General features: G+C 62.1%; 23 protein-coding genes and 1 riboswitch. Of the genes, 11 read left to right on the top strand and 12 right to left on the bottom strand.

Features of this window, described 5'->3' with window-relative positions; translation table 11 throughout:
• Position 1: 1 nt before the first annotated feature.
• The 4 genes from I2I01_RS07265 to thiS form a co-directional block, all read right to left on the bottom strand.
• Complete coding sequence (locus I2I01_RS07265; protein WP_196285794.1) at positions 2-625, bottom strand: thiamine phosphate synthase; 624 nt, start codon at positions 623-625, stop codon at positions 2-4.
• Between the two features lie 38 nt (positions 626-663).
• A complete protein-coding gene (gene thiD / locus I2I01_RS07260; RefSeq protein ID WP_196285793.1) occupies positions 664-1,425 on the bottom strand; it encodes a bifunctional hydroxymethylpyrimidine kinase/phosphomethylpyrimidine kinase in 762 nt (253 codons plus the stop codon).
• Between the two features lie 135 nt (positions 1,426-1,560).
• Positions 1,561-3,438, bottom strand: coding sequence for a phosphomethylpyrimidine synthase ThiC (gene thiC, locus I2I01_RS07255; protein WP_196285792.1), 1,878 nt, complete (start codon positions 3,436-3,438; stop codon positions 1,561-1,563).
• A 156-nt stretch (positions 3,439-3,594) separates the two neighbouring features.
• On the bottom strand, positions 3,595-3,798 hold the full coding sequence (thiS, locus tag I2I01_RS07250; protein WP_196285791.1) for a sulfur carrier protein ThiS: 204 nt from the start codon (positions 3,796-3,798) through the stop codon (positions 3,595-3,597).
• A gap of 79 nt (positions 3,799-3,877) precedes the next feature.
• Positions 3,878-3,976, bottom strand: a riboswitch (TPP riboswitch).
• A 175-nt stretch (positions 3,977-4,151) separates the two neighbouring features.
• On the opposite strand from thiS, the gene I2I01_RS07245 reads away from it, so the two are divergent.
• From I2I01_RS07245 to I2I01_RS07225, 5 genes are all read left to right on the top strand, one after another.
• Complete coding sequence (locus I2I01_RS07245; RefSeq protein WP_196285790.1) at positions 4,152-5,225, top strand: tetratricopeptide repeat protein; 1,074 nt, start codon at positions 4,152-4,154, stop codon at positions 5,223-5,225.
• 144 nt (positions 5,226-5,369) lie between these two features.
• Complete coding sequence (locus I2I01_RS07240; protein WP_196285789.1) at positions 5,370-7,409, top strand: OmpA family protein; 2,040 nt, start codon at positions 5,370-5,372, stop codon at positions 7,407-7,409.
• Between the two features lie 274 nt (positions 7,410-7,683).
• Positions 7,684-11,331 (top strand): hybrid sensor histidine kinase/response regulator, encoded by a 3,648-nt coding sequence (locus I2I01_RS07235; RefSeq protein ID WP_196285788.1) that lies wholly within the window; start codon positions 7,684-7,686, stop codon positions 11,329-11,331.
• Positions 11,332-11,385: 54 nt separating this feature from the next.
• Positions 11,386-12,111, top strand: coding sequence for a LytR/AlgR family response regulator transcription factor (locus I2I01_RS07230; protein ID WP_196285787.1), 726 nt, complete (start codon positions 11,386-11,388; stop codon positions 12,109-12,111).
• Between the two features lie 44 nt (positions 12,112-12,155).
• Positions 12,156-12,782, top strand: a complete 627-nt coding sequence (locus I2I01_RS07225; protein ID WP_196285786.1) for a PKD domain-containing protein — start codon at positions 12,156-12,158, stop codon at positions 12,780-12,782.
• 96 nt (positions 12,783-12,878) lie between these two features.
• On the opposite strand, the gene I2I01_RS07220 is transcribed toward I2I01_RS07225, so the two are convergent.
• Positions 12,879-14,339, bottom strand: a complete 1,461-nt coding sequence (locus I2I01_RS07220; protein WP_196285785.1) for a hypothetical protein — start codon at positions 14,337-14,339, stop codon at positions 12,879-12,881.
• 432 nt (positions 14,340-14,771) lie between these two features.
• Here I2I01_RS07220 and I2I01_RS07215 point away from each other — a divergent pair, with 432 nt between their 5' ends.
• The 5 genes from I2I01_RS07215 (at position 14,772) to I2I01_RS07195 (ending at position 19,582) form a co-directional block, all read left to right on the top strand.
• Positions 14,772-15,146, top strand: a complete 375-nt coding sequence (locus I2I01_RS07215) for a hypothetical protein (RefSeq protein ID WP_196285784.1) — start codon at positions 14,772-14,774, stop codon at positions 15,144-15,146.
• Between the two features lie 114 nt (positions 15,147-15,260).
• Entirely contained in the window at positions 15,261-16,967 is a 1,707-nt protein-coding gene (locus I2I01_RS07210) for an ABC transporter substrate-binding protein (protein WP_196285783.1), read from the top strand.
• A gap of 3 nt (positions 16,968-16,970) precedes the next feature.
• Positions 16,971-18,041 (top strand): ABC transporter permease, encoded by a 1,071-nt coding sequence (locus tag I2I01_RS07205; RefSeq protein ID WP_196285782.1) that lies wholly within the window; start codon positions 16,971-16,973, stop codon positions 18,039-18,041.
• Positions 18,029-18,997: an ABC transporter permease gene (locus tag I2I01_RS07200; RefSeq protein ID WP_196285781.1), complete on the top strand. Its 969-nt coding sequence runs from the start codon at positions 18,029-18,031 to the stop codon at positions 18,995-18,997. The genes I2I01_RS07205 and I2I01_RS07200 overlap by 13 nt, the downstream gene beginning before the upstream one ends.
• 381 nt (positions 18,998-19,378) lie before the next feature.
• Positions 19,379-19,582 (top strand): hypothetical protein, encoded by a 204-nt coding sequence (locus I2I01_RS07195; protein ID WP_196285780.1) that lies wholly within the window; start codon positions 19,379-19,381, stop codon positions 19,580-19,582.
• Between the two features lie 170 nt (positions 19,583-19,752).
• Here the strand turns inward: I2I01_RS07195 and I2I01_RS07190 are convergent, their stop codons facing one another.
• From I2I01_RS07190 to I2I01_RS07160, 7 genes are all read right to left on the bottom strand, one after another.
• Positions 19,753-20,661 carry an SDR family oxidoreductase gene (locus I2I01_RS07190; protein ID WP_196285779.1) on the bottom strand — a complete coding sequence of 303 codons (909 nt, stop codon included), beginning with the start codon at positions 20,659-20,661 and terminating at the stop codon, positions 19,753-19,755.
• Between the two features lie 91 nt (positions 20,662-20,752).
• Entirely contained in the window at positions 20,753-21,397 is a 645-nt protein-coding gene (locus I2I01_RS07185) for a peptidylprolyl isomerase (RefSeq protein WP_211537862.1), read from the bottom strand.
• A gap of 50 nt (positions 21,398-21,447) precedes the next feature.
• Positions 21,448-22,380: a hydroxymethylbilane synthase gene (gene hemC, locus I2I01_RS07180; protein WP_196285778.1), complete on the bottom strand. Its 933-nt coding sequence runs from the start codon at positions 22,378-22,380 to the stop codon at positions 21,448-21,450.
• A gap of 116 nt (positions 22,381-22,496) precedes the next feature.
• Positions 22,497-23,627: a DNA polymerase III subunit gene (locus I2I01_RS07175; RefSeq protein ID WP_196285777.1), complete on the bottom strand. Its 1,131-nt coding sequence runs from the start codon at positions 23,625-23,627 to the stop codon at positions 22,497-22,499.
• A 3-nt stretch (positions 23,628-23,630) separates the two neighbouring features.
• Entirely contained in the window at positions 23,631-24,170 is a 540-nt protein-coding gene (locus tag I2I01_RS07170; RefSeq protein ID WP_196285776.1) for a hypothetical protein, read from the bottom strand.
• 1 nt (position 24,171) lies between these two features.
• On the bottom strand, positions 24,172-25,380 hold the full coding sequence (locus I2I01_RS07165; protein ID WP_196285775.1) for a GlmU family protein: 1,209 nt from the start codon (positions 25,378-25,380) through the stop codon (positions 24,172-24,174).
• 182 nt (positions 25,381-25,562) lie between these two features.
• Positions 25,563-25,829 carry a type B 50S ribosomal protein L31 gene (locus tag I2I01_RS07160; RefSeq protein WP_196285774.1) on the bottom strand — a complete coding sequence of 89 codons (267 nt, stop codon included), beginning with the start codon at positions 25,827-25,829 and terminating at the stop codon, positions 25,563-25,565.
• A gap of 207 nt (positions 25,830-26,036) precedes the next feature.
• Between I2I01_RS07160 and I2I01_RS07155 the strand changes: the two genes are divergently transcribed.
• A complete protein-coding gene (locus tag I2I01_RS07155; RefSeq protein ID WP_196285773.1) occupies positions 26,037-26,486 on the top strand; it encodes a hypothetical protein in 450 nt (149 codons plus the stop codon).
• Positions 26,487-26,515 lie beyond the last annotated feature (29 nt).

The following is a 26,515-nucleotide window of genomic DNA, read 5'->3' as shown; positions in this document are numbered from 1 at the left end:
ATTAAATAGCATTTACTGCTGATAATTCGCTGACAAACAAACCTGCTGCATCTGCCGGGTTTTCAGTTGCCCCAATGGCGCCGGACACCGCCACTCCATGCAGCCCCGCAGCCAGCAGCGCCGGCACGTCGGCCAACGTGATGCCGCCGATGCCAATGACGGGCGCTGTAATGCCCATTGCCTGGCATTGTCGCATGATTTCAGTGTAGCCTGCCAGGCCCAGAATCGGGCTCAGCTTCTCTTTGGTGCTAGTGAAGCGGAAAGGCCCCAGCCCCACGTAGTTGACGCCGGCTGCGGCCAGGCGCTGCACATCAGCAAAGGTGTTGGCGGTGCCGCCGATGATGAACTTCGAACCCAGCATTTCGCGGGCTTCGTCGGGTGGCAGGTCTTCTTTGCCCAGGTGCACGCCGTCGGCCCCGATTTCCTGCGCTAACGCAGGATTGTCGTTGATGATGAGTGTTGCGCCGTGGCGCCGGCACACGGCCTGCGTGTCGAGCGCCAGCTGTTTCCAGATGGCGGGCGGCTGGTTTTTCACTCGAAGCTGCACCCAGCGCACCCCGCCCCGGCAGGCCAACTCGGCCGCCTCAGCGTTGGTGGTGATGTAGTGGAGCGCGTTGATTTTCATGGTTGGTTCGGTTGAGTGTCGCTGAAGCTGAGTTGGTGCTATAGTTTCGAATGGTATCCCAGCAGCGTGTTGTTGCTGGCCAAAAACGCGGTGGTATAGTCTTTAGCGGCTTCGCAGGCTTCCACCAGCGCTTCGCCCTTAGCTAGGTTGGCCAGCACCGCGGCCGAGAGCACACAGCCGCTGCCATGCTTCTCGCCGTGCGGCAGCCGCGTCACCGAAAACGAGTCCCACCGGCCGCGGGCGTAGAGCACGTCGGTTGATAGCTCGCCTTCGTCGTGGCCGCCTTTCAGCAGCACCGGGCAGAAGGCGCTCACAGCTTGCGCCGCCAGCTCCGCCGATTCTTCGCCGGGCCACATGCGTAATATTTCGGGCTTGTTGGGCGTCACGAGGGCCATTTCGGCGCACAGGGCCTGCATGAGCTGCCGGTCGGTTTTGCGGTGGAACTCGTAGCCGGCCGAAGCTTTCAGTACCGGGTCCCACACGAGTTGCAGACGCGGGTTCTGCCCTTTCAGCCAGCCCACCAGTTCCAGTAGCTGCGGTAAGCTTTCGACCAGGCCAATCTTGATAAAATCGACCTTAAAACGGGCAAATAGCACGCGAATCTGCTCCCGAATTTCGGCCGCTGGCACCCAGTTCACCCGCTCAAACGACACGTCGTTTTGCATGGTGAGGGCCGTGCACACGCCCAGCCCATACACGCCGTGGCTCTCAAACGTTTTCACGTCGGCCAGCAGACCGGCCCCCGCGCTGGGGTCGAAACCGGCAATGCTAAGGGCGTAGGGGCGGAAGGGTTGGGACATAGAGTTGTGGGCTTAGAAGGTTGGGCAGCAGAACGTCATGTCGAGCGCAGCCGAGACATCTCGCCGCGGAAGACTAATCACTTCGGCACGCGAGATGCCTCGGCTGCGCTCGACATGACGTTCTGGTTTGACCATTTACAGATAAATCTCGCTGCCCTTTTCCACAAATTCACGCGACTTTTCCACAAGACCCTGGGCCAGCACCTCGCTGGCCGTCAGGTCCTGCGTGGCGGCATAGTCGCGCACTTCCTGGGTGATTTTCATCGAGCAGAAATGCGGGCCGCACATCGAGCAGAAGTGAGCTACTTTGGCGCCTTCGGCGGGCAAGGTTTCGTCGTGGTACTCGCGGGCCGTATCGGGGTCGAGGCTGAGGTTGAACTGGTCTTCCCAGCGGAACTCGAAGCGGGCCTTGCTTAGGGCGTTGTCGCGGTATTGGGCGCCCGGGTGGCCTTTGGCCAAATCGGCGGCGTGGGCCGCAATTTTGTAGGCGATGACCCCGTCTTTCACGTCCTGCTTGTTGGGCAGGCCGAGGTGCTCTTTGGGCGTCACGTAGCACAGCATGGCCGTGCCAAACCAGCCAATCATGGCCGCGCCGATGGCCGAGGTGATGTGGTCGTAGCCGGGCGCAATGTCCGTCGTGAGCGGCCCCAGCGTGTAGAAAGGCGCCTCGTGACACTCTTTCAACTGCTTGTCCATGTTTTCCTTGATGAGGTGCATGGGCACGTGGCCGGGGCCCTCAATCATCACCTGCACATCGTGCTTCCAGGCAATTTTGGTGAGCTCGCCCAGCGCCTCCAGCTCGGCAAACTGCGCTTCGTCGTTGGCGTCGGCGATGGAGCCGGGGCGCAGGCCGTCGCCCAGCGAAAAGGCCACGTCGTAGGCCTTCATGATTTCGCAGATTTCCTCAAAGTGCGTGTAGAGGAAGCTCTCTTTGTGGTGCGCCAGGCACCATTTGGCCATGATGGAGCCCCCGCGCGACACGATGCCGGTCACGCGCTTGGCCGTCATGGGCACGTAGCGCAGCAGCACGCCGGCGTGGATGGTAAAGTAGTCGACGCCCTGCTCGGCCTGCTCAATGAGCGTGTCGCGAAACAACTCCCAGGTCAGGTCCTCGGCCTTGCCGTTCACCTTTTCGAGGGCCTGGTAGATGGGCACGGTGCCCACCGGCACGGGGCAGTTGCGGATAATCCACTCGCGGGTTTCGTGGATGTTTTTGCCAGTGCTCAAATCCATCAGCGTGTCGCCGCCCCAGCGGCAGCTCCACACGGCTTTATCCACCTCTTCCTCAATGGATGAAGTCACCACCGAGTTACCGATGTTAGTATTGATTTTCACCAGGAAATTGCGCCCGATAATCATGGGTTCGCTCTCCGGGTGGTTGATGTTGCTGGGAATGACGGCGCGGCCGGCGGCCACTTCCTGGCGCACAAATTCGGCCGTGATGTGGCCCTCGGGCGTATTGGCCCCAAAGCTGTGGCCGCGGTGTTGGGTGCGCAGCGGGTCGTCGGCCGGTAGCTCGTCGAAACGCTGGTTTTCGCGGATGGCGATGTACTCCATCTCGGGCGTGATAATGCCCTTTTTGGCGTAGTGCATCTGGCTCACGTTGTGGCCTGACTTGGCGCGCAGCGGGGCTTGGATGTGCTCGAAGCGCAGATGGTCGAGGCTGGTGTCGGCAGCGCGTTGCTGGCCGTATTCCGACGTGGTGCCGGCGAGCTGCTCCACGTCGCCGCGGTTCAGAATCCATTGCTGGCGCAGGCGGGGTAGGCCCTTTTTCAGGTCGATTTCAACGTTGGGGTCGGTGTAGGGGCCGCTGGTGTCGTACACCGTCACGGGCGCGTTCTGCTCCGAAGGGAAGCCGAAATCGAACTTGCGCTCGGTGTCGGCGAGAGCGATTTCGCGCATGGCCACCCGGATTTCGGGGTGCAGCTTGCCGGGCACGTAGATTTTGCGGGAGCCGGTGAGCGGCTGGCGCTCCACCAGCGTCTGCTGCGGGGCCTGGTCTTTTTTCTTCATCTATCGAAAGTGTAGCGGTGAAATATTCCTGTTTGGCTTTTAAATCGTCTGTCATCCTGAGCGCAGCGAAGGACCTTCTCACGCTGGCGCCAATTGAGTTGCTGCAAACCATTCACCGGTGAGAAGGTCCTTCGCTGCGCTCAGGATGACAGGCGTTTAGCCGCCCTGCGTGGCGCGGATAATCGTGACCCGGTCGTGCTCGCGCAGCTCATGCGCAGCCCAGGCGGCGCGGGGCACCACCTCGTCGTTCACGGCCACGGCGAGGCCGCGCTGCTCGGCCAGCGCGAGGCCGGCGAGGAGCTGCGTGAGCGTCTGAGAATCGGAGGTTTCCTGAGGCGAATTGTTTACGTAGCAAACCATAGCAACTGAAAAAGTTGGTGGTGAGGCAAATCCATAAACAATAGCGGGTGCCGGCAACGGACCACCCATAGGCAGCCGCGAGCGGACCATTACTTTTCCCTTCGCCGGTATTAGCCGGAATCAGGTTCCAAGGGTATTATCTCAGCCGCGCCGAAGCGAAGCACCCCTAAAGTTTATGGGCCAAAGCTACACACCGCTTCCAAATAACCGACCAGTCAGTGGTAATAATTGGATAGGGCATCGGCGCCGTGGCGCGCCACGGCGCTGCAAAAGTTTCTTGTGCAGGATTAAGCCGAAAGCAAAAATCCTATATCTTCGCTACAGATGCGTTGCTTTCGAACTATCAGCCAGCTATGATGCAAAAAGCTCTATCTATTTTCGTGTTACTCGCCGCACCCGTCGCAGCGAAGGCGCAGGTCGACACCGTGCGGGCCAGCACCCTACCCGGCCCGCAGTTGGCCGAAAAGGCTTACAATGCCGGCCTGGCCAGCTTCCAGGCCCAGAGCTACCCGGCCGCGCTGCGCAGCTTCGACCAGGCCTTAGCCGCCAAGCCGGACTTTGTGGCTGCCTACACCAACCGCGCCGCCACGCATTTCGAGCTGAAAGAATACCCGCAGGCCCAGGCTGACTACGACCAGGCCCTGAAACTGGAGCCCGGCAACTACGCCAGCTACTTCGGCCGCGCCCGCGCCCAGGAAGCTCAAAACCACCTCCCCGAAGCCGAGCAGGACTATTCCGAAGCCCTGAAAGCCAAGCCCGACTACGCGCCTGCCTGGTACAACCGCGGCGTGCTGCGCTTCGAGAAAGGCGACTATCAGGCCGCCCGCGACGATTTCGACGGAGCCCTCAAGGCCGACCCTAAGCTGGCCTATGCTTACCACGACCGCGCCAGCGCCCAGCAGAAGCTCGGCAATTTCGCTGCCGCTACGCAGGATTACACCCAAGCCCTAGCCCTGCAGCCCGACCTGCTGCCCGCCCTGCTCAACCGCGCCGCCGCTGAGCGCCGCACCGGCCAGTTGCCCCAGGCCCTGAAAGACTACGACGCCTACCTGGCGAAGAAGTCCGACAACGCCTTGGCCTACACTAACCGCGGCAGCGCCCGCTTCGAAAACAAGGACTACGCCGGCGCCATCGCCGATTTCAGCCAGGCCCTGCAACTCGACCCTAAGTATGCCTACGCTTGGAACAACCGCGCCGCTGCCCTGCTCAAGCAGGAGAAATACGCCGATGCCGCCGCCGACGCCAGCCAAGCCCTCCAGCTGAAACCCGACTACGCCGAAGCCTACCTCAACCGCGGCCACGCCCGCGAAATGCTCCGCCAGGCCGACGAAGCCTGCCAAGACTGGCGCAAAGCCGCCGAGCTGGGTTTGACGGTGGGCAACCAGTACGCCGCCGCGGCCGGCTGCGCGGGCGAAGCGGCGGAATAACAGCACGTCATGCCGAGCGCAGCCGAGGCATCTCGCGTGCCTTAACTACTTAAGTCTACTGGATTACTTCGGCACGCGAGATGCTTCGCTGCGCTCTGCATGACGACAATAATTAAGTTTTATATAATGCCCTTTTCTATTCGTTTGCTCCTCCTGCTCCTTACCGCCGCCCTACCCGCCGCGGCCCAAAGCATCGCCTTCACCAAAGACAACTTTGGCGACAACAAGGACGGCCTGCGCGAAGCAAACCGCGAGCTAAAGGACGGCGACACCGAGTACCGCGCCGACCCGCCGCGCTACGCCGCCGCGCTGCCGCACTTCCTGGCCGCCCAGCAGTTCAACCCCAACAACGCGGCCCTGAACGTGAAAATTGGCGACTGCTACCTGCACTCGCCCACCAAAACCGCCGCCCTGCCCTACCTGCAAAAAGCCGCCAAGCTCGACGCCACGGCCGATGTGCGCACGCACTACCTACTGGCCCGCTCCCTGCACCTGAGCGGTAAGTGGCGCGAGGCCCTGGCCGAATACCAACAGGCCCAGCCCACCGGCACGAATACCCGCAGCGGCGACGCCGAAACGGTGACGGCCACCGACTTGCAGCGCCACATGCAGCAGTGCCGTAATGGCCAGCAACTGGCCGCCCACCCCACCCGCGTATTCATCGACAACGCCGGGCCGGAGCTAAACTCTCCTGATTCGGACTATGGGCCGGTGGTGTCGGCCGACGAGTCGACCATTCTCATTACCTCCCGCCGGGCGGGCTCGACGGGCGGCAAGAAAGACCCCGAGGGCAACGGCTATTTCGAGGACATTTACCAGGCCAACTGGCAGGGCAAGAAGTGGAGCCGCGCCACCAACCTGGGCGCCCCCGTGAATACCGACGACCACAACGCCACCGTGGGCCTGGCCCCCGACGGCCAGCGCATGCTGGTATATGTGGGCACCAACGGCGGCGACCTGCTCGAAGCCAACCTCACTGGCACCACCTGGACCAAGCCCCGGCAGCTCGGCTCGCGCATCAACACCAAGGCCCACGAAACCTCGGCCAGCTACTCGCCCGATGGGCGCTGGCTCTACTTCGTGAGCGACCGGGTGGAGGGCAGCCTCGGCGGCTCCGACATTTATAAAGTGGACATGGAAGGCCGCAACCAACCCGTGAACTTGGGCCCAACCATCAACACCGGTTCCGGGGAGGAAGGCGTTTTTATGGCCCCCGATGGCAAGACGCTGTACTTCTCCTCAGAAGGCCACAACTCGATGGGCGGCTACGACATCTTCAAATCCGTGTTTGAGAACGGCAAGTGGAGCGAGCCCGAGAACTTGGGCTGGCCCATCAACACGCCCGATGATGACGTGTTTTTCGTAACCTCGGCCTCAGGGCGACATGGCTACTACAGCAGCGACCGGCCCGGCGGCCTCGGCGCCAAGGACATCTACCGCATCACCTTCCTTGGCCCCGAAAAGCCGCCCGTGCTCAGCCAGGAAGACCAGCTGCTGGCCTCGCGCCTAAACCCCGTGAAGCAAACCGTGCTGGCGCCCGCCGTAGCCGTGGCCACCGCCCAGGTCACCATCCTGAAAGGCACCGTGACCGATGCCGCCAGCCAGCAGCCGCTCGACGCCGCCATCGACCTCATCGACAATACCAGCGGCCAGACCATTGCCACTTTCCGCAGCAACGCCACTTCGGGACGCTACCTCGTGAGTTTGCCCTCGGGCACCAACTACGGCATCGTGGTGCGGCAGGAGGGCTACCTGTTTCACTCCGAAAACTTCGACCTACCCGCCGGCGCGGCCTACGCCGAGGTGGTGAAAGACATCCCGCTCAAGAAACTGGAAGTGGGCACCACCATCGTGCTGCGCAACATTTTCTTCGACACCGGCAAGGCCACCCTGCGCCCCGAAAGCACCGCCGAGTTGGAGCGCCTGCAAAAGCTCCTCACCGAAACGCCCGCCCTCAAGCTGGAAATGGCCGGCCACACCGACGACGTGGGCGAAGCCGCCATGAACCAGGACCTGAGCCAGCGCCGCGCCCAGGCCGTAGTCACTTACCTCACGCAACACGGCATCGCCGGCGCCCGCCTCACGGCCGTGGGCTACGGCGAAACCCGCCCTGAAGTGCCCAACACCAGCAAAGGCAACCGCCAACTCAACCGCCGCACCGAGTTCAAGGTGGTGGCCAAGTAGCCTTGCAAAAGCAGAGCAAACAACCTCAGAACATCCTGCTAAGCGCAGCCGGTGCATACCTACTGCATTAGTAATCCAACAATTAGGATTAATTAGGTAGTAGAGCTGCTTCGGCTGCGCTCAGCAGGACGTTCTGATATCCTTCAACTGCAAGCGCGACCCGGTAAAATGTCGCATTGACCGGGCGGGGCGCTTTGATAATCGGAAAGTTGCCTCTGGCGAAGGTGATGGCTTTTTACTTTGCGCCATTAGATTATTGGGTGACTTTCTCCGCTTGAAACTGATACGCTATTTCATTTACCGCCGCCGGCTGGGGTTGCTGTTGCTGGCGCTGCTGGGCGGTCTGTTGCTGCTCACGCGGCCGGCGCAGGCCCAGCAGGTATTTCTGCAGCGGTTTGGTCCGGCCGAGGGCTTGCAGCCGAACTTCATCTACGCGCTGCTGCAAGACCGGCAGGGCTACCTCTGGATGGGCACCGGCGAGGGACTGGTGCGCTACGACGGCACCCGCTTCGTCACCTTCACCAAAAAAGATGGGCTGGCCGAGGATTTCGTGGTCTCGTTGGGTGAGGAACCTGCTACGGGGCGGCTCTGGGTTGGGCACTACGATGGAGGCGTTTCGGTGAGGAACGCGGCCACCGGCCGCTTTGCGCCGACGAAGCTTGCTGCCGTGCCGCGTGCCCTGCACCTGCGCGCCGACGGCCCGCCACCCGTCGACACGGCCGCCATAGGCCGCTACCTGCGCCATTACCATATAACGCTGCAAGAAGGCACCGAGCCCATCTGCCTGCTGCCCGACCGCGAAGGCAACACTTGGTTGGGCACCGCCGGGCAGGGCTTGCTGCGGCATTCAGACCGCCACTTGCGGCTGGAAGCCCAGCCTGCTTTTCCCTCCGGGCAGGCACCCGCGCTGGCCACCGTGCCCCAAAAGCAACGCACAGAAGCCTGGGGCACCCTCAGCGGCAACCGTTTCTTCCAGTTGCTGCCCAGTAACGATGCTCCACTGATGCTCGGCACCGCCTTGGCTCCGCCCCTGCCCGGCGCCCCGGTCAAGGCCTTGCTACCCCGCCCAGCCCGGTTCGGCGGGGGCTTCTGGGTGGGCACTTCGACGGGGCTTTACGCCGTAGCCGCCCCCGGCCAGCCCGGCGAGGCGGTGCCCGGCCTGTCGGGGCGAACGGACTTCAACGTTAGCGCCCTCGCCTACGCCCCCGGCACCGGTCTGTGGGTGGGCACCGCCGCCGACGGCCTCTACCTGTTACCGGCCGACGCAACCAGGCCCATCCGCCACTTCACCACCGCCGAAGGCTTACTTCACAACACCATCACCGCCTTGCTGGCCGACCGCGCCGGGCGAGTGTGGGTGGGCACGCACGGCACCGGCCTGGCCTTCTACGAGCCCGCCCGCAATGCCTTCGATTACGCTCGCCTCACCAAAAAGGGCCTCGACGTGAGCAGCTTCGCCGAAGATGCCGATGGCCGCCTGTGGGTGGGCACCGAAGGCCAGGGGCTGTTTTGCCGCCTGCCCACCGGGCAATGGGAGCAGTTCACGGGCGGGCAATTACCTTCTGATTATATCTATGGCCTGCTGCCGCTGCCCGACGCCGCGCCGCGCTTGCTGCTGGTGCACCGCCAGGGCCTCACGGTGCTGCACGCCCGCACCCAGCAGTTTTCCCCGCTCGCGGCCCCCGACAACCCGCTGGTGCGCGACTGCCTGGGCCCGGCCGCCCTGGCCCAGCAACCCAGCGCCCCCACCGTGGCTTGGCTGAGCACCCGCGCCGGCCTGCTCCGCCTCGACCTCACGGCCGGCCTGCAGCAGCTTAGCCCACCTGCTCCCGGCCTGGCCCTGCTCGGCGCCGAAGTCGATGGCGAGGCCCGTCCGGTGCAGGCGCTGGGCCAGCTTTCGGCCACCCGGCACCGGATTTCGTTTGCCTTTGAAGGCATCAGCCTGAGCGCCGGCGAGCCGCTGCAATACCAGTTCCGCCTGCGGGGCCTTTCCGATGAGTGGAGCCGCCCCAGCCGCGCCGGCGAGGCCCAGTTTCCGGGCCTCGATGCTGGACGCTACGATTTCCAGGCGCGGGTGCGGCGGGGCGACGCCGGGCCTTGGAGCTCGGTAGTTTCGGCCCGCTTCGGCATTGCCACGCCATTTTGGCGCACGGGATGGTTTGCGGTATTAGCGGTGCTGGGTTTGGGGGCGTTGGTGGTTGGGCTGGTTCGTTTCCGGGAGCGCACGCTGCGCCGCACGCAGCTGGTACTGGAACGCACCGTGCGCGAGCGCACCGCCGAGCTGCGCCAGCAAAAGGCCCAGATTGAAGACATAAACGCCGACTTGGTGGTGGCCCGCGACGCCGCTGAGGCCTCACGCCGGGCCAAGGCGCAGTTTCTGGCCAACATGAGCCACGAAATCCGCACGCCCATGAACGCCGTCATCGGCCTCACCAACCTGCTGCAAGCCACCCGGCCCACGCAGGAGCAAGCCGAGTACCTCACGGCCATCGAGTCGTCGTCGCAAAACCTGCTGGTCATCATCAACGACATCCTCGACAGCTCCAAGATGGAGGCCGGCAAGCTGACGCTGGAGCAGGTGCCCTTCCGCCTACCCGAAGCCGTGCGCCGCCTGGGTGCCATGTTCAAATTCGCCACCGAAAGCAAGGGCCTGGCCCTGCACATTGAGGTGGCTGACGGCGTGCCCGCCGCCGTGGTGGGCGACCCCGTGCGCCTGAACCAGATTCTGGTAAACTTGGTGGGTAACGCCATCAAATTTACCCGCCAGGGCAGTGTAACGGTGCGGGCCGAAGTCGTCAACCAATCCGCCAATTCGCCCACCCACCAGCTCATTCGCTTTGCGGTGCGTGACACCGGCATTGGCATTCCGCAGGATAAGCTGGGGGCTATTTTCGAGGATTTCTCGCAGGCCAACACCTCCACCACGCGCGAGTTTGGCGGCACCGGCCTGGGCCTGAGCATTGCCCGCAACCTGGTGCAGCTGCACGGCGGCCAGCTGGGCGTGACCAGCGAGGAAGGTCAGGGTTCGGAGTTTTTCTTCGAGCTGCCCTATGAGGTGGCCGATGCCAGCGCCGCCCAGCCCGAGGCCCACGCCGGCCTACTCGCGCCCTTCGAGCCCGCACTGCGCGTGCTGGTGGCCGAAGACAACGCCCTCAACCAGCTGGTAGCCCGCAAAACCCTCGAAGCCTGGAACGTGCAGGTCGTTATTGCCGAAAACGGGCGCCTCGCCGTCGAAGCCGCCGCGGCCGACTCCACGCCCTTCGACGCGGTGCTGATGGACGTGCAGATGCCCGAAATGGATGGCTACGAAGCCGCCCGCCGCATCCGCGCCCTGTTTCCCGACGCCAACCAGCTGCCCATCATCGGCCTCACCGCCTCGGTACTGCCCGAAGACCGGGTGCTGGCCCTGGCCGCCGGCATGAACGACACGCTGGCCAAGCCCTTCGAGCCAGCTGTGCTCTACGCGCGCCTGGCCCACTTCACGGGACGAGCTTTAGGGCAGGAGAGTAAGAGGGTAGGAGAGTATGAGGGCGCGGCTACCGACCCTTCGGAAGCAACTTCTACCCCCCTACCCCCACACCTTCCTACCCTAAAGCCCGACTGGCACCTGCTGGAAGAGTTGGCCGGCGGCAACGAAGGCTTCCTGCGCCAGATTGTGGGCACCTTCCTGGCCGAAGCTCCGGCCCTGGAAGGCCTGCTGGCCGCTCACTGCATGAGCGACCCGGCTGCGCTGGCCGCCACTGCCCACAAGCTCAAGGGGCAAGTGGCCTACTTTGGCGTGCCGGTGCTGCACACCCAGCTCGACGAGCTGGAGCGCGCGGCCAAGCACCCGGCGCATCCTTACTGCGAACCGCTGGTGGACTCCATTCGCCAGCAGCTGGCCGAGCTGTACCCGCAACTCGAAGCCCGGGCTTCGGCTTAGAAATCGACAGCACCGGTTACATTCGCTTTCTTAACGATTGCCTTTTCCGCGCCTATGTCTGCATCTGTTCTAAGTTGTCTGGTGGTCGACGACGACCCCATGTCGGTGCAAGTGGTGCTCAACTGCATCAACAACACGCCATTCCTCACCGCCGCCGGCAGCTACACCAACCCCGTCGAAGCCGCCGAAGCCCTGCGCACGCAGCCCGTCGACCTGCTGTTTCTGGACGTGGAAATGCCGCTCATGTCGGGCATTGAGTTGCTGCGCACCCTGCAGCACCCGCCCCTGGTGGTGCTCATCACCAGCAGCAAAGACTACGCGGTGCAGGCCTTCGAGCACGCCGTGGTCGACTACCTGGTGAAGCCCGTGAGCTACGGCCGTTTTCTGCAAGCCGCCCAAAAAGCGCTGGAAATGGCCGAACGCCAGTCGTCGGCCGGCGCCGACAACATTGAGGACACTCCGGCCAACGCGGCGTTTACCTTCGTGAAAGTCGACAACAAACTGGTGCGCGTCACCTTCGCCGACGTGCGCTACGTGGAAGCCCTCGGCGACTACGTGCACATCATCACCGGCCAAAGCAAGCTCATTGTGTATAGCACTATGAAGGGCGTGGAGGAGAAATTTCCCAGCAGCTTGTTTGTGCGGGTGCACCGGTCTTTTATCGTCAACGTCAACCACATCCAGGCCCTCGAAGACAACATGCTGACCGTGGAAGGCAAGCAAATCCCAGTGGGTCAAACCTACCTGCGCGATGTGATGCAGCGCCTCAACAAGTTTTAGCCGGCTGCCCCGTCGTTTTTTCATTCCTCATCCTTCTTTTCGGCATGCGCTTCCGCTTAGAGTTTCGTCCCGGCAGCCTGGCGGCCACTGTCGCTTTGCTTTCCCTACTCATGGGTTCCGCCGCCCGCGCCCAGCAGGCCGGCGACACCACCAGCGTGAGCTGCGGCCCGCCCCTGCCGCGCATGCTCTGCGTCGACCTCGACGGCCGCCCGTCCATCGACGAAGCCGCCGGCCCCTTCACCTACCGCTGGCAAATGGGCGACGGCACCACCCTCACCGGCCCCACCATCACGCACTGCTATAAGGAGCGCAAAAACTACGTGGTGCAGCTCGACGTCATCGTGGACAAGACCGGCGAGGTGCGCACCGGCCAGAAATACATCCCCATCAACCTCGTGCAGCAAGACGTGGTCGACTTCACCGCCTCCACCACCCGCGTGCGCGTGGGCCAGCCCGTCAGCTTTGCCTCGCCCGAAGCCCAGCTCCTCAGCTGCCAGAACGTGCAGTTCGTGTGGGACTTCCGCGACGGTACCGTGCAAAGAGGCCGCACCGCCGAGCACGTGTTCCGCCGCCCCGGCACCTACGCCGTGCGTTTCAGCATGCGCGGCTACGGCTCCGAAGCCTGCATTCAAAGCCACTGCGTTTCGCGCCAGATTGTGGTTGAGCCCTAAAGAGGAGAGTAAACGCCCGAGAACGAAACGTCAGGCCGAGCGCAGCAGAAATAATTCTACTGCGCTCGGCCTGACGTTTTTTATGACCCTTCGTACCTACACCGCTGCATCGTTGGCCACCGGCGCACCCTCGCGCAACAGCTTCAACACCAGTTGCCACAGGTGCTCATAGGGGATGATTTCTACTTCGGCAAACGCCTCGCCGGGCGGCGCGGTGTCGTACAGTTGCTGCAGCAGCGCCTTGCCGCGCTCGGCGGCTTTGGCAGCGTCGAAGTTCTTTTCCACAATTAGCTGCAACAGGCGCAGAAACAGCCGGCTGCGCACCGTGGAGGGTTCGTATAAGTGCCGCTGCTGGTACTTGCGCAGGCGCTCCAAGCGCAGGAGCACGGCTTCGAGGTTGCGCTCGCGCAGAAAGTGCAGCAACTGCAGCACCAAAATGGCCACGTTGTGCCCGCGCTTATCACGGGCGTATTCGGGCAGCTGCAGCACCCATTGGGCCATTTGGCGCTGCCGGGCAACAGATGGCCGCGGCGGCGGCAACACAAAGTCGATGTAGGCCCTGTACAAATCCCAGCGCTGCAAAGCCGCCTCGCGCTGAATCAGATACGCCGGGTTTTGGGTGATGGTTTCCATCAGCTGCTGGGCCCGCTCGTATTGTTCGGCGTGCAGCGCCAGCAGCACGTGGTGTTCCTGAAAATAAAACCAGTTGTTCGACGACGGGTGAAAGTCCCGGTTGTATTCTTCGGCCAGGCGCAGGCCCTGCACCGGCTGCCGGCTGCGCAGGTAAGCGTAAATGCTCACGAAGTGGTTGAAGCGCAAATCGAACCGCCGCTCGTTCAGCTTGCCCTCCTTCAGGCGCCGCGAGGCCGCCGCCGTCACCCGAATCATTTCCTGGAAATTGCCCTGCAGCTCCTCGTAAGCCAGCCGCGCCCGGTACACCACATTATATGTGGTGAAGCTGCGGGCTTTGCGGTGCAGGGCTTCGAGCTGGGCAATACGCTCGGGCAGCACGGCCAGCACGGCCCGGCGCGCGGCCACGGTACCGCTCAGGGCCAGCTGGGTGTCGGTGTACAGCTGTTCGGCTTCGTCTTCCAGCGCCAGCACCTGCTGCGCGTGCGCCAGCACCTTCACGGCTTTCTTATAAGGTATGACATCGCGCTTTTCGGCGTGCAGGTTGCGCAGCATGCGGGCGCACTGCACGGCATACTGCGTGAATTCGCCTTTTTCGGCCAGTACCAGGCAGCGTTGCAACAGCCGTTCCGACAGCTTGTACTCGCGCTCGGCATATAAAATGCTTACCTTGTGTAACATGTCCAGACACTCCAGCTCGTAACGGCGCGACACCAGGTGCCGCGGGTCGGAATGGTCCAGGAAATAGAGTTGGTTGAGCAGCTTGCTGCGCACGCGCGACTGCAGCTTTTGCAGCGCCCGCACGTTGGTCGGCGTGGCCTTGCCATACAAAGCCTTCACCACCTGCAGCTGGGTGGCATCGGGCGAGTTGGCCAGGGTCTTCACAAACTGGTTCTCTTTGCTCGGCTGACGGCTGTTTAGGTCCAAAACCGGCAAAGAATTCAGAGTGCGCGATGTCACAATTCGCGCCAAATTCGCAATTTCATTCATCTAAAATCGGCTCAATTGAATTGCAAACGCAGTTTTCACACAAAATATGCACCTAAAACCGATGTCACAAAAAGACGGATTCTTTCCTTTTTCCGATGACAGCGTCCGCTCACCTTTGTATCGTGAATATTTACGACCAATTTTCGGCTTCGACGTCACAAATTGACTGTTTTTTCTGAAAGCGCCATCAAAAAAAGTTTGTTTAAAATCAGAAAAACTTATTCCATATATTTTTTCTGATTTTAGTTAAGTTATTTATAATTTGTATACAAGTCAACTTTAGGGCGGAAATGTCCTTTTGCACGGTCTGGTAGCCCCCCAACTTTGTGGTGTTCAAATAGCTGACACACATTTAAAGCCTCACACCCCGTGCTGAATCTCCTTACCATCGCCCTGTTCCAAGTTGCTAGCATCTGCACTCCCGCCGCCCCCACTGCGGCACCGGCTAATTCTGCGAACATCACCAGCATGACCGACGGCGGCACCGGCGGCTGGGCCGGCGACATCACCGCTTCGGTAGATGGCGGCACGGGTGGCTGGGCTGGCGATATCACGATGCAACTGGATGGTGGCACGGGCGGCTGGGCCGGCGACATTGCCATGCAGTTGGACGGCGGCACCGGCGGTTGGGCTGGCGACATCACCATGCAGCTCGATGGCGGTACCGGTGGTTGGGCTGGCGACATCACCACCACGGCAGACGGCGGCACCGGCGGCTGGGCCGGCGACTACACGGGCAAGTAAAGCCCCGCTTTTCGTGCCTATATTGCCTGCTCACTGTAGCATGACTTTATAGTCGGAATGTACCGCGCGAGGCACAACTTCCTGGTCGGAGCCCGTCTCTGTCTTGCAATTGCCTTGCTGCTACAGGGTTGTACGGCCAAGCGCCGCGCCGCGGGCTCCGTTCAAATCCGCTGGGCGCACGACCCCGAAAACCTCGACCCTATGGCCATGGCGAACCAAACCGCCATCGACGCCATCAATTTATTAAACTGCAGCCTGCTCCAGGTTGATTTTGCCACAAATCAGTTTGCGCCGGCCTTGGCCGAAGCGCTGCCCACCGTGCAGCTCCTCGGCGACTCGCTCATGCGGCTGCATTACACCCTCCGGCCCGAGGCCGCCTGGGACAACGGCCGCCCGGTGCTGGCCACCGATGTGGCTTTTACCCTCAAGCTGATGTTCTGCCCCGGGCTGCCCAACACGGGCCCCAGCAGCCAGTACCGCTTCATTCGGGATATTCTGGTTGACCCCCACTACCCGCGGCGGTTCACCCTGGTCTGCACCAGCCAGTCGGTGGAAAACGTGCAGGCATCAGGCGATTTTTTTATACTGCCCGAGGCTGCGCTCGACCCCAAGGGCGAGTTGCGCGCCTTTTCGCTGGCGGCGCTGCAACGCCACGTGGCCGCGGCGCCCTCCCCCGCAGTATTGCAGGCGCTGGCTCGGCGCTACGCGGCTGCCTCGCCCGGCCAAACGCCTGCGCGGCTGCCCGGCTGCGGGCCCTACCAGTTGGTGAAGTGGGAGAAAGACCGGTATCTGAGCTTCCAGCGCAAGGCTCACTGGTGGGCCGACCGGGTACGTTCCCGCCCGCTCGCGCTACAAGCACGCCCGGCCCGGCTCGAATACGCCATCATTCCCGACCCGGCCACGGCGTCGCTGGCCCTGCAGCGCGGCGATATTGACGTTTTCCCGCAAATGCCTCCCCGGGAGTTTAAGCGCCTGCGCCAAACCCCGGCTGCCCGCGCGGCGCTGAATTTTTACACCACGGCTTCCTACGACGTCGTCACCGCAGGCTTCAACACCCGGCATCCGGCCTTGTCCGATGCCCTGACGCGCCAGGCCCTGGGCCGCTGTTTCGACGCCGCGGGCCTCTTGCAAGGCAGCGAGTTGGGCGAAGGCCAGCGCACAGTGGGCCTTATCAGCCCCGCCGACCGGCTCAATTACAACAACAAACTGGTGCTGCTGCCCTTCGACCTAGCTGGCGCCGTGGCGCTGCTGCGCCAAGCGGGCTGGCAGCGCGGAACTTCCGTTGCGGCCGGCTGGCAGCGCCTCAGCGCCCAAGGCCCCCAGCAGCTGCGCCTGACGATGCGCTACCGAACCGATGAACCGCTTTTTGCCACGGTTGCGCTCCAGTTCCAGGCGGCGGCGGCCAGCATTGGGGTGCCCGTTAGCCTGCAGCCTACCGAGGCGGGCGCTTTCACTGTAGCGCTGCACAACGGCGAGTTCGATGTATACGTGCGGGCGCTGCGCGGCAACCCGTTCATGTTCAATTTTACGTCGATTCTGCATTCGCAGGCCATTGGTGCGGGCAACACTACTGGTTTTGGCACCCCCGAAAGCGACCGGCTGATTGAAGCCATTGCGGCGGCCAGCACCGTGCCGCACCGCGCGCAGTTGCTGCACCGTTTTCAGGCCCTGATGCAGCAGCAGATGCCGCTGGTGCCTCTTTTTTTTCGGTCGAACCACCTGGTGGCGCAAAAACGGCTCACCAGCCTGCACCCCACCAGCCTCAAACCCGGCTTTGCGGCCATGGCCATTGGCGAAGCGGTCCCTTCCACTTCGCCTTAACTTATGGCCCGGCTACTTTTCTGGCGACTGCTGCGGACGGCGTTGGCCGTGTGGGCGTTGGCTTCGGGGGTGTTCCTGCTCAGCCGCCTCGAAGGCAGCACGGCCGTAGAACTGGCGCAACCCGACCCAGCCGAGCTGCGCGTGGCGGGCGCCGCTGCTACCCCTGCCGCACGCCAGGCACTCGATGAAGCCACGCGGCATCGCCTGGGGCTCGATATTCCGCTTTTCTATGTTGGCACGCACCCCGTGGCGGCGACCACGGCGGACCGATGGCATTGGAATGGGGTACCCAATCAGTATCATAAGTGGCTCAGTGAGGTGGTGCGTGGGCGGCTTGGCACCTCTTTCCGCACGGGCGAGAGCGTAGGCGGGCGCTTGCAGCAAGCGCTGCGTTTCACGCTGCCGCTCACCGGCACCGCCGCGGCACTTGCTGTTGTATTCGCGTTGCTTCTGGCCCAGCGCCTGGCGGCCCGCCCGGGCTGGCACCGGCCGGTGCGGGGTGCGCTTGTGGCCTTGCAAGCCCTGCCCCTTTTTGTCATCGCGCTGGGCTTGCTGCTGCTCTTTGCCAACCCGGCAACCCTGGCCTGGTTTCCCAGCTATGGCCTCGAACAAGCCATTGATGCAGATGTGGACGAGGGCAGCCGGCTTGGTTCCTATTTGTGGCACTTGGCGTTGCCTGTAGCAGCACTCACGCTAAGTGCCCTCCCCGAACTCACGCTGCAGCTAACGGCAGCCCTAGAGCAAGAGCTCGGCAGCCAATATGCCACCACGGCCCGGGCCAAAGGCCTGGGCGAGCGGGCCATAATCAGCCACCACGCGCTGCGCAATGCCCTACTGCCCTCGCTAGCCCAACTGGCTGAGTTGCTTCCTGCCCTGGTGGCCGGCGCCGTGGTAGTAGAAGTGGCATTTGCCCTGCCCGGCATGGGCCGCTTGCTGGCAGAAGCCGCCGCCGCCCGCGACTTTCCCGTGCTTGTGGGCAGCGTGCTGCTCGTGGGCACAGCCCGACTGCTGGCGTTGCTCATCACCGACCTACTGGCCCGCTGGGCCGACCCTCGCATTCGTTGGCAGCAATAATCCCTCCGTCCGCATTTCGGCTGCCCCGGTGGGCGGCGGCCTGGCTGGGGCTGCTGGGGCTGTTGGCCGTGGCGGCGCCTGTGCTGCCCCTTCCCTACCCTCCCCACGTGCCCGACCTGGCGCATATCGCCCAAGCCCCCTTAGGCCCTGGCCAGCATTGGCTCGGCACCGACCCACAGGGGCGCGACGTCCTGAGCTTGCTGGTGTTTGGCACGCGCACTGCGGTGTTGCTCACCTTGCCAGCGGCCCTGCTGGCGGCTGTTCTGGGAGCATTGCTGGGTGGGGTGGCGGGCTACTGGGGCAATCGGACGCGGGTTGCGGTGCCGTACTGGGCCGTGGCGGCGGGTGCCGCGTGGTGGGTCTTGCGCCTGCCCGCTCCGTGGTTGGGGCCGCTGGTAGGCACACTTGGGCTTGGCAGCTTGGTGGCGGGCGGCTCCGGGCGCCGGGTATTGGCCTGGCGCGTGCCGCTCGATGGTGTGGTAATGGCCGGCGCCGCCACGCTCGATACCGTGCCGCGACTGGTATTGGTGGTGGCCTTGGCGGCCAGCACCGGGAGCATTTCCGCCCTCGGTTTGCTGGTGCTGCTCACGGTTACGTCGTGGCCTTCGTCTGCTCGCCTGGTACGCGCCCAGATGCTGCGGGTCCGAGCATTGCCATTCGTGGAAGCGGCTCAAGCGGCTGGCCTGCCTGCGTGGCGCATTTGGCTGAAGCACGCCATGCCACACGCTATCAGCCCATTACGCACAACATTGCCCCTAAGCTTGGCCACGCTATTGGGGCTGGAAAGCACACTGTCTTTTTTGGGCATTGGCTTGCCTCCTGAGGTAGCAAGTTGGGGCCGGCTGATGGCCTCTTACCGACAGGACACCGATGCTTGGTGGCTTTTTCTTTTTCCATCAATCATGCTAACAATCAGCATTATATCTCTAAACAAACTAGCAAAATACAGGACATAGAAGCTACTGTACACAGGCATTGCTCACGGCGGGAGTGAAGCATAAATATGCTTACGCCATTGTAAAACCACGATATTTTAAATGTCGCAAATGACTCATTTTTTCAAGACCATCTGCAGTAATGAGCCATAGAATCATGATGGCCATTTAACTGAACTACAGTACAATACATAAAACAACCTTACTAATAACTTTTACAAAAATTGAATTATAATCAGTTCTTAATTAACAAAAACAACAATAAGGCAACTTTTACAATGTCTCAATCTTAGCTAGTATGTCCTTTTTTGGGGTAAAATGGAGCTGTAACATTGTATTGCTTTTCGGGACAATAATTAAATCCCCGAGCGAATGTTCCCTCCGTTTCTCTACCCACAGCCCATGTATCTTCTCATTTACCCTTCTTTGAGTGCCCCCCGCCGCCCTAAAACTGCGGCGCGGCCTGCCGGTTCCGTTTCGGTGGGCGTCGATTTCGTCACCCCCGATGGCATGGTTGTTCCCCGTGCATTGGGCGAAGCGGCCTTACTGGGCCGCACGGCGGTTCTGGTGGGCGGCCTGCTGGTAGGGGTATGGCCCCAGTCTTAAGTTCTTCCTTTCCGCTTTAGTCGATAGCAAGCCATCTAGTTTATTACCAATTACTTATTTTACAACGCCGCATTTGGTATAATACTTTACCCATTTCTACTATCCTTAAGTCTACCGCTCGCAGGCTACCCCCGCCGAGCTTTAACCCGCCGTCTACCCCGGCGGGTTTTTTATTGGCCGGCTTCGCTTTGCCGGCCCACGATGTCGATGCCTTCGGCAAAGGAATGAGGGCTGTAGCCCAGGTCGCGCCGGGCCTTGTCGATGCGAAAGCCGGTGCGGGCCGGGCGGCGGGCGGGCTGCGAAAACGTGCTGGCATCGACGCGCTCAATCAGCCCTTTGTCGAGCCCGAAGAAGTCGGCCACCTGCAGGGCCATGGCGTAGGGCGTGAGCATGTCGGCACCGCTGAGGTGGTAGATGCCTTGGGCGGAATGCCGGGCCAGCAGCCAGCAGCCTTCGGCCAGGTCCTCGGCCAAGGTGGGCGTGCGCCACTGGTCGGCCACTACTTTAATGGGCTTGCCAGCGCGGAGCGAGTCGCGCACCCACAGCACGATGTTGGTGCGCCCGTATTCGTGTGCCACGCCATATACCAGCACGGTGCGGGCAATGGCCCAGCGGCCGGAGCTGGCTTGCACCAGCTGCTCGGCAGCCACCTTGCTTTCGCCGTAAAAATTGACGGGGCCGGGCGCGGCGTCTTCATCAAGCGGCCCTGCTTCGCCGCTGAAGATGAAATCGGTGCTCAGGTGAGTGAGGTGAATGTCCAGCGTAGCGCACAGGTTCACCAAATGGCCTACGGCTGTCACGTTCTGCTGCCAGCAGGCGTCGCGATTCAACTCGCAGTCGTCTACATTGGTCAGGGCGGCGGTGTGGATGACGTGGGTGGGCTGCTCTTGTGTTAGCACCTGTCGCACCTGGGCGGCGTCGGTCACATCGAGCGGCACAAAACGCACGTCGGGATACAGAGCAGCCAGCTTGTTGGCGCCGCGCGACGTGGCCACCACTGTTACTTCGGGCTTGGGCTGCAGCAGCGCCACCAGCTTCTGCCCCAGCAGACCGTTGGAACCGGTGACGAGGATTTTCATTTGACAATTAAGAGTTGTCAGCTAACAAGCTCCGCTGTGGCGGTTAGCAACGCAGGCCGCGGTGTTCATTTGGAGCGTTAAATGCCGAATATTAATTGCCAAACGAATAGCCGTAGAGCTTGGTGATTTTTTTGCGCTTGAGCTTCTCCACTTTCATGGTCATTTTGGCGTCGGCCAGCGGCCGGTCGCGCGGGTCTTTGGGCAGCTTGGCAATCTTGTCGATGACATCGAGCCCCTGAATGGCCTGACCGAAAACCGTGTACTGCCCGTCGAGGAAGTGGGTGCCGTCGTGGTTTTCGACTAGGTAAAACTGGCTGCCGCTGCTGGGCGTGCCGGCGGGGCCGCCCATACGGGCGGCAGCCAGGGCGCCGTAGTTGTGCTGGTGGCCCACCAGCTCGGCCGGGATGCTGGGCTCGTTGGGCTGGCCCAAGCCGTCGTTGGTGGGGTCGGCGTCCTTGGAGTTGGCGTCGCCGCCCTGAATCATGAAATTGTCGATGACGCGGTGGAACGTGGTCCCGTTGTAGAAACCGCTCTGCGCCTTTTTCAGGAAGTTGGCCTTGTGTAGCGGCGTGTCATCGAACAGAATGACCCGGATAACGCCCTGCGGTGTGGTGATGGTGACGACCTCTTCTTTGCCGCCCTTTTTCGGCTTGTCGGGTTTAGCGGCCCAGGCCGGCGCGGCTGTGGCCAACAACATCAGCAAAGACCCAGCGAGGAAAGCGGAAGCACGTTTCATAATTGCAGAAGGAAAGTCTAATGAAAAACAAAGCTAACGGTGGCGACGGGCTAGCCGCGGTGCTCGCGGATGCTGGCCAGAATTTCGCGGCCACCACGCGCCAATACGGCATCGGCCACGGCCACGCCCAGCGCCCGGGCACCGGCTTCGGTGGCTGCGTCGGCGGTTTGAATTTCTTCCACGTACTCTTCCCCGCTCAGGCTGATGAGGCCGCCGTGCAGCCGCAGCCGGCCGCCGTCCAGCGTAGCCAGCGCGAATGAGGGAATGCTGCAGCCGCCTTCCATGGTGTGCAGGAAGGCGCGCTCGGCCAGCAGGCAGGTGTGGGTGGCGGGGTGGTCGAGGGCCGCTTTGAGGCGGGCTTTTAGGTCGGCGTCCAGGTCGGCGGCGCACTCCACGGCAATGCTGCCCTGGCCGGTGGCGGGCACAAACTGGCTGGTGGGCAGCGTGTAGCGCACCAGGTGCTCGTAGCCCATGCGGTGCACGCCGGCGTAGGCCAGCACCAAGGCATCAAACTGGCCTTCTTCGAGCTTGCGCAGGCGGGTTTGGAGGTTGCCGCGGGCTTCGGCGGTTTCGGCGTGGGGGTAGAACCGGCGGAGCTGGGCCTTGCGGCGGGTGCTGCTGGTGCCCAGCACAATGCCGGGCTGGTCGAGCACGAAGTTTTCGTTGAAGCTTAGCACCACGTCGTTCACCTGCTCGCGCTCCAGAAAAGCCAGCAGCTCCAACTCGCGCGGAATGCTGCTTTGCACGTCCTTGGCCGAGTGCACGGCCAGGTGGGTGTCGCCGCGCAGCAAGCTGTTTTCCAGCTCTTCGGTAAAGACGCCCTTGGAACCGATTTTGGCTAGGCTGCGGTCCTGCACGGCGTCGCCGGTGGTTTGCATGGGCACTATTTCGGTTTCGAAACCGGCTTGCTGCAGCAGGGCGGCCACGTGTTCGGTTTGCCACAGGGCAAGGCGGCTGGCGCGGGTAGCGAGGCGGATTTTCATTTTGCTGAATGGATTTGGAACGTCATGCTGAGCGCAGCCGAAGCATCTCGCTCACATCGTTGAACAATTGAATTACTACCCTAAGCGAGATGCTTCGGCTGCGCTCAGCATGACGTTCAGATTTTTAGAAAGCCGCCCAACCGCAGCGAGCTGTCGACAAACACCATTTTGGCGTTGGCATTGCGCTCGATATGGTAGTGGGCGTCGGTGAGTTCTTTGGTAAGCAAGTCGGCGTTGCGCGGGGTCACGAATTTGGCGAAGCCGGTCACGAATTGCTGCTCGCCGCTGGCCAGGTGCGGCACAAATTTCGGGTCGATGCCGAACAGCAGCACCTTGCGCAGCAGGCCCAGCGAGTAGCTCAGCAGCTCCTTCTGGTTTTCGCGGCCCAGCTTCTGGAATTCGTCACTTTGCTTGAGGATGTCGGCCGCTTTCTGACTATAGCACTGGCGCATCCACTTCGCGAAGAACTCGAAGTAGTCATGGTCGGCGTTAGCGTCGCGGCTGGCAATGGCGGCGCCCAGGCTGCCCTCTGCCAGCTGCGCCACCTGGCGCGCTTTGGCTTCGGGCACTTGGTAGGCGTCGCGCAAAAAATCCGTGATGTCGTCCTCCGAAAACGGGCGCACCACCACCGGCTGCACCCGGCTGATGATGGTGGGCAGCAGCTGCTCGGGCGCGTGGCTCACCAGCAGGAAAATGGTGGCGGGCGGCGGCTCTTCCAGCAGCTTGAGCACGGCGTTGGCGGCGGCGGGGTGCATCAGCTCGGGCAGCCAGATGATGACGATTTTGAAGCGCGCCTCGAAGGCTTTCAGGCTCACTAGCTTCAGAATCTGCACGGCCTCGTCTTTCGAGATATTGCCTTGCTTGTTTTCGGCCCCGATGTGCTGCATCCAGTCGTTGAGGCCCTGGTAGGGGTTGTCGAGCACGAAGCTGCGCCACTCGCCCATGAACTTGCTGCTCACCGCGTCCTTGGTCACCGTTTTGGTGGTGGTCACGGGCATGATAAAATTCAGGTCGGGGTGGGCCAGTTTGGCCATTTTGGTGCAGGCCGGGCAGTGGCCGCAGCTGTCTTGGGCGTCGGGGGCACGCTCTTCACAGTTCAGAAACTGTGCGTAGGCCAGTGCCAGCGCCAGCGCCGCGCCCCCCTCCTGCCCCCGAAATAGCTGCGCGTGCGCCACGTGCTGCCGCGCCACCGATTGGCGCAACAAGGCTTTGACGGCCGTTTGGTTGGGAATATCCTGGAATAGCACGGCTTAATTGATACTGGGTTTCAACTGTTTCGGGCGCGACTTGTGCTGCCACAGCAGCTTCATGGAATTGAAATAGTCCGTATCGAAGCGAAGCAGCTGGATTTCCGACAGCATGAAGGGCGGGTTGTCATCATCGCGCACGCTCACCGTGCAGTCGGGCCCCAGCGTATCTACCCACAAATGCACCGCGTCGGTTTCCTTCACCCAGCCAAAGAAGGTGCTTTCTTCCTCGTCGGCAAATTCAACCAAGCCGTACTGCCGCTCCACCCAGCGCATCATGTCTACCAAGTCTAAGAAGACAAAACCAGGCGGCACACCGGGCTGAATTCCCTTTAGTTTCAGGACCTGCTCCACCTGCTTTCGGCCGCGGTGCGGCCGGCGCGACACGATGTGCTTTTTAACTATCAAGGCGTAGCCATCCACCACATAATCGGCCGGAATAGAGCGTAGCAACAGCCAATCCTCGTTTTCGGCCACCCACAGGCCCACCTCATCGGTTTGCCAGCCGGCCAGCTGCACGTATTCCACGCGGTAGGGCTTCATCTTACTTCGCCTTTTCCCAAATCCGGTCCTCGGCCGTTGCATCGAACACCGCTTTCAAAATGTCCCGCTCCACCGCGTCATACGGCAGGTTGCGGCGGGCCATCACGCGCTCGGCTACCTCGTTGGCCTTGGGCAGCTGGAAGGTTTCGAAGCCGGCCGCGCCGCCCCAGCTGAAACTCGGGATGAAGGTGCGCGGGAAGCCGGCGCCGAAAATATTGGCCCCCACGCCCACCACCGTGCCGGTATTGAACATGGTGTTGATGCCGGCCTTGCTGTGGTCGCCCATCATGAGGCCGCAGAAGGTCTGGCCCGTATCCACGAAGCGCTTGGCGGTGTGGCTCCAGATTTTGACGGGCGCGTAGTTGTTCTTCAGGTTCGACGTGTTGGTGTCGGCCCCGAGGTTGCACCACTCGCCGATGACGGAATTGCCGAGGTAGCCGTCGTGGCCCTTGTTGCTATAGCCCAGCACGATGCTGTTGCCCACTTCGCCGCCCACCTTTGAGAAAGGGCCTACGGTGTTGTCGCCGCGCATTTTGGCGCCGGCATTGATGTGCGAGCCTTCGCACAGCGCCAGCGGACCTTTGATGATGGCGCCCTCATGCACTTGCGAGTTCTTGCCCAGATAAATCGGGCCGTCCTCGGCGTTGAGAATGGCGGCCCGAATTTTCACGCCTTCCTCAATGAAGATGTTTTCGGCCCCGTACACGATGGTGTGGGCGTCGCCAACTGGCTGCGAGGTGCGGCCTTTGGTAAGGAGGGCGAAGTCGCGGCGGATTTCGACACCATTGCGCAGAAACAGCTGCCACGGCCGGTCAATCACCGTCACGGGCTCGGCTACCTGCTTGGTTTCGGGAATGCCGTCCTGAATGAGCTCGGCCACCAGCGAGGCATCGGCCACGTGGGCAGCCACCAGCAGCTCGTCGCTGTAGAGGGCCTGGCCGGGCTGCAGGGCCTGCACTTGGCGGGTCAGCAGGTCGTCGGGGCACACAGCGCCGTTGACGATGAGGGCGGGGCCGCTCACGTCGCCGGCCGGAAACTTGGTTTGCAGGTAGGGCTGCGTAAGGTAGCCAACAGAGTCAACCCCCAGCCGGTGCTGCCACTTTTCAGCCAGCGTGAGGATGCCGCAGCGCAGCGCCGCCACCGGCCGCGTGAAAGTGAAGGGCAGCAAGTGGGGCCGAATGGCCGGGTCGTCGAACAGGAGAACGTGCATAATTTGAAGCTTCAGGCCGCAAGCTACAAGCCACGAGCGGGCAGCTACGGCCAGTGGCCGCCGTTGACGGCGGAAAACGGAGGAACTCAGCAAGAAAAAACTCCTGCCAGCTTTCGCCAACAGGAGTTCTATCAAAAAGCTTGTGGCTTGCAGCTTGGCGCTTGCGGCCGGGCCAACAGAAATTACTTGTTGGTGCTGGTCTGCTCTTTCTTGGCGTAACGGCTGCGGAATTTCTCCACGCGGCCGGCCGTGTCGATGAACATGTTTTTGCCCGTGTAGAAGGGGTGCGAAGCGGAGCTCACTTCGATTTTCACCAGCGGGTAGGTTTTGCCGTCTTCCATCACGATGGTGTCGGTCGGCTTCATCGTGGAGCGGGTGATGAACTTAAAGTCCGAAGAAGAGTCCTGGAATACGACTTCCTGGTACTCGGGGTGGGTGTCCTTTTTCATATCGAGAGGTCGGTTTTACCGGTTAAACCCTGCCGATTTTGCGGAAGGGACTGCAAAAGTACAGCTTAGCTCCGAAATTCCCAACGCCGGCCCCAAGATTTTCTTGCCGGGCCGGCACGTCCGGGCCGGCTGCAGAGTATGTTGATTTTCTGAAAAGGTTTGTACATTTGAATCCGGCCGCACCCTCAGGCCGCTTTGCCGCGCGTGATGCCACCCGTACTCGTCCGCCGTATATCCCGCCGTTTTGGCCTGGCAGTGCTGCTGCTGGTGCTGGGGAGTGCCGTGGCCGCCGTGGCCGCCTCGCTCAGCTTGTTCACCGCCTCCTACGACAGCGCCCGGGTCCGCATCGACTGGGAAGTGAACACCGAAGCCGACGTGACGAGCTTCGACCTGGCCCGCAAAACTTCTACTGAAACCAGCTACTCCGCCCTCACCAACGTGACGCCCAACGGCCAGCGCCGCTACACGTTCTACGACGCCAACGTGTTTCGTACCGCCAGCGGCGGTGCGCCCACGCCGGCCCTGGGCGGCGGCCCGGTCACTTACCGCCTCACCATTCACGGCCCCGGCGGCGACCAAAGCTTTCTGACCGTGCTGGCCGGCACTCCCAGCTCCGTGCAACGCTCCTGGGGCACCATCAAGTCGATGTTCCGGTAGGGAAAGTCCGAATTTTTGTAGAACGTCAT

The organism is Hymenobacter properus (assembly GCF_015694735.1).
Taxonomy (GTDB): Bacteria; Bacteroidota; Bacteroidia; order Cytophagales; family Hymenobacteraceae; genus Hymenobacter; species Hymenobacter properus.
This window is presented reverse-complemented; position numbering and strand designations above follow the sequence as displayed.

Excerpts from the sequence above, each read along its gene's own strand:
- I2I01_RS07155 (WP_196285773.1), top strand. The coding sequence starts at position 26,037 with ATGCCACCCGTACTCGTCCGCCGTATATCCCGCCGTTTTGGCCTGGCA.
- thiD (WP_196285793.1), bottom strand. The coding sequence starts at position 1,425 with ATGTCCCAACCCTTCCGCCCCTACGCCCTTAGCATTGCCGGTTTCGAC.
- thiC (WP_196285792.1), bottom strand. The coding sequence starts at position 3,438 with ATGAAGAAAAAAGACCAGGCCCCGCAGCAGACGCTGGTGGAGCGCCAG.
- I2I01_RS07225 (WP_196285786.1), top strand. The coding sequence starts at position 12,156 with ATGCGCTTCCGCTTAGAGTTTCGTCCCGGCAGCCTGGCGGCCACTGTC.
- I2I01_RS07165 (WP_196285775.1), bottom strand. The coding sequence starts at position 25,380 with ATGCACGTTCTCCTGTTCGACGACCCGGCCATTCGGCCCCACTTGCTG.
- I2I01_RS07190 (WP_196285779.1), bottom strand. The coding sequence starts at position 20,661 with ATGAAAATCCTCGTCACCGGTTCCAACGGTCTGCTGGGGCAGAAGCTG.
- I2I01_RS07205 (WP_196285782.1), top strand. The coding sequence starts at position 16,971 with ATGGCCCGGCTACTTTTCTGGCGACTGCTGCGGACGGCGTTGGCCGTG.
- hemC (WP_196285778.1), bottom strand. The coding sequence starts at position 22,380 with ATGAAAATCCGCCTCGCTACCCGCGCCAGCCGCCTTGCCCTGTGGCAA.
- I2I01_RS07195 (WP_196285780.1), top strand. The coding sequence starts at position 19,379 with ATGTATCTTCTCATTTACCCTTCTTTGAGTGCCCCCCGCCGCCCTAAA.
- I2I01_RS07160 (WP_196285774.1), bottom strand. The coding sequence starts at position 25,829 with ATGAAAAAGGACACCCACCCCGAGTACCAGGAAGTCGTATTCCAGGAC.
- I2I01_RS07170 (WP_196285776.1), bottom strand. The coding sequence starts at position 24,170 with ATGAAGCCCTACCGCGTGGAATACGTGCAGCTGGCCGGCTGGCAAACC.
- I2I01_RS07230 (WP_196285787.1), top strand. The coding sequence starts at position 11,386 with ATGTCTGCATCTGTTCTAAGTTGTCTGGTGGTCGACGACGACCCCATG.
- I2I01_RS07265 (WP_196285794.1), bottom strand. The coding sequence starts at position 625 with ATGAAAATCAACGCGCTCCACTACATCACCACCAACGCTGAGGCGGCC.
- thiS (WP_196285791.1), bottom strand. The coding sequence starts at position 3,798 with ATGGTTTGCTACGTAAACAATTCGCCTCAGGAAACCTCCGATTCTCAG.
- I2I01_RS07185 (WP_211537862.1), bottom strand. The coding sequence starts at position 21,397 with ATGAAACGTGCTTCCGCTTTCCTCGCTGGGTCTTTGCTGATGTTGTTG.
- I2I01_RS07245 (WP_196285790.1), top strand. The coding sequence starts at position 4,152 with ATGATGCAAAAAGCTCTATCTATTTTCGTGTTACTCGCCGCACCCGTC.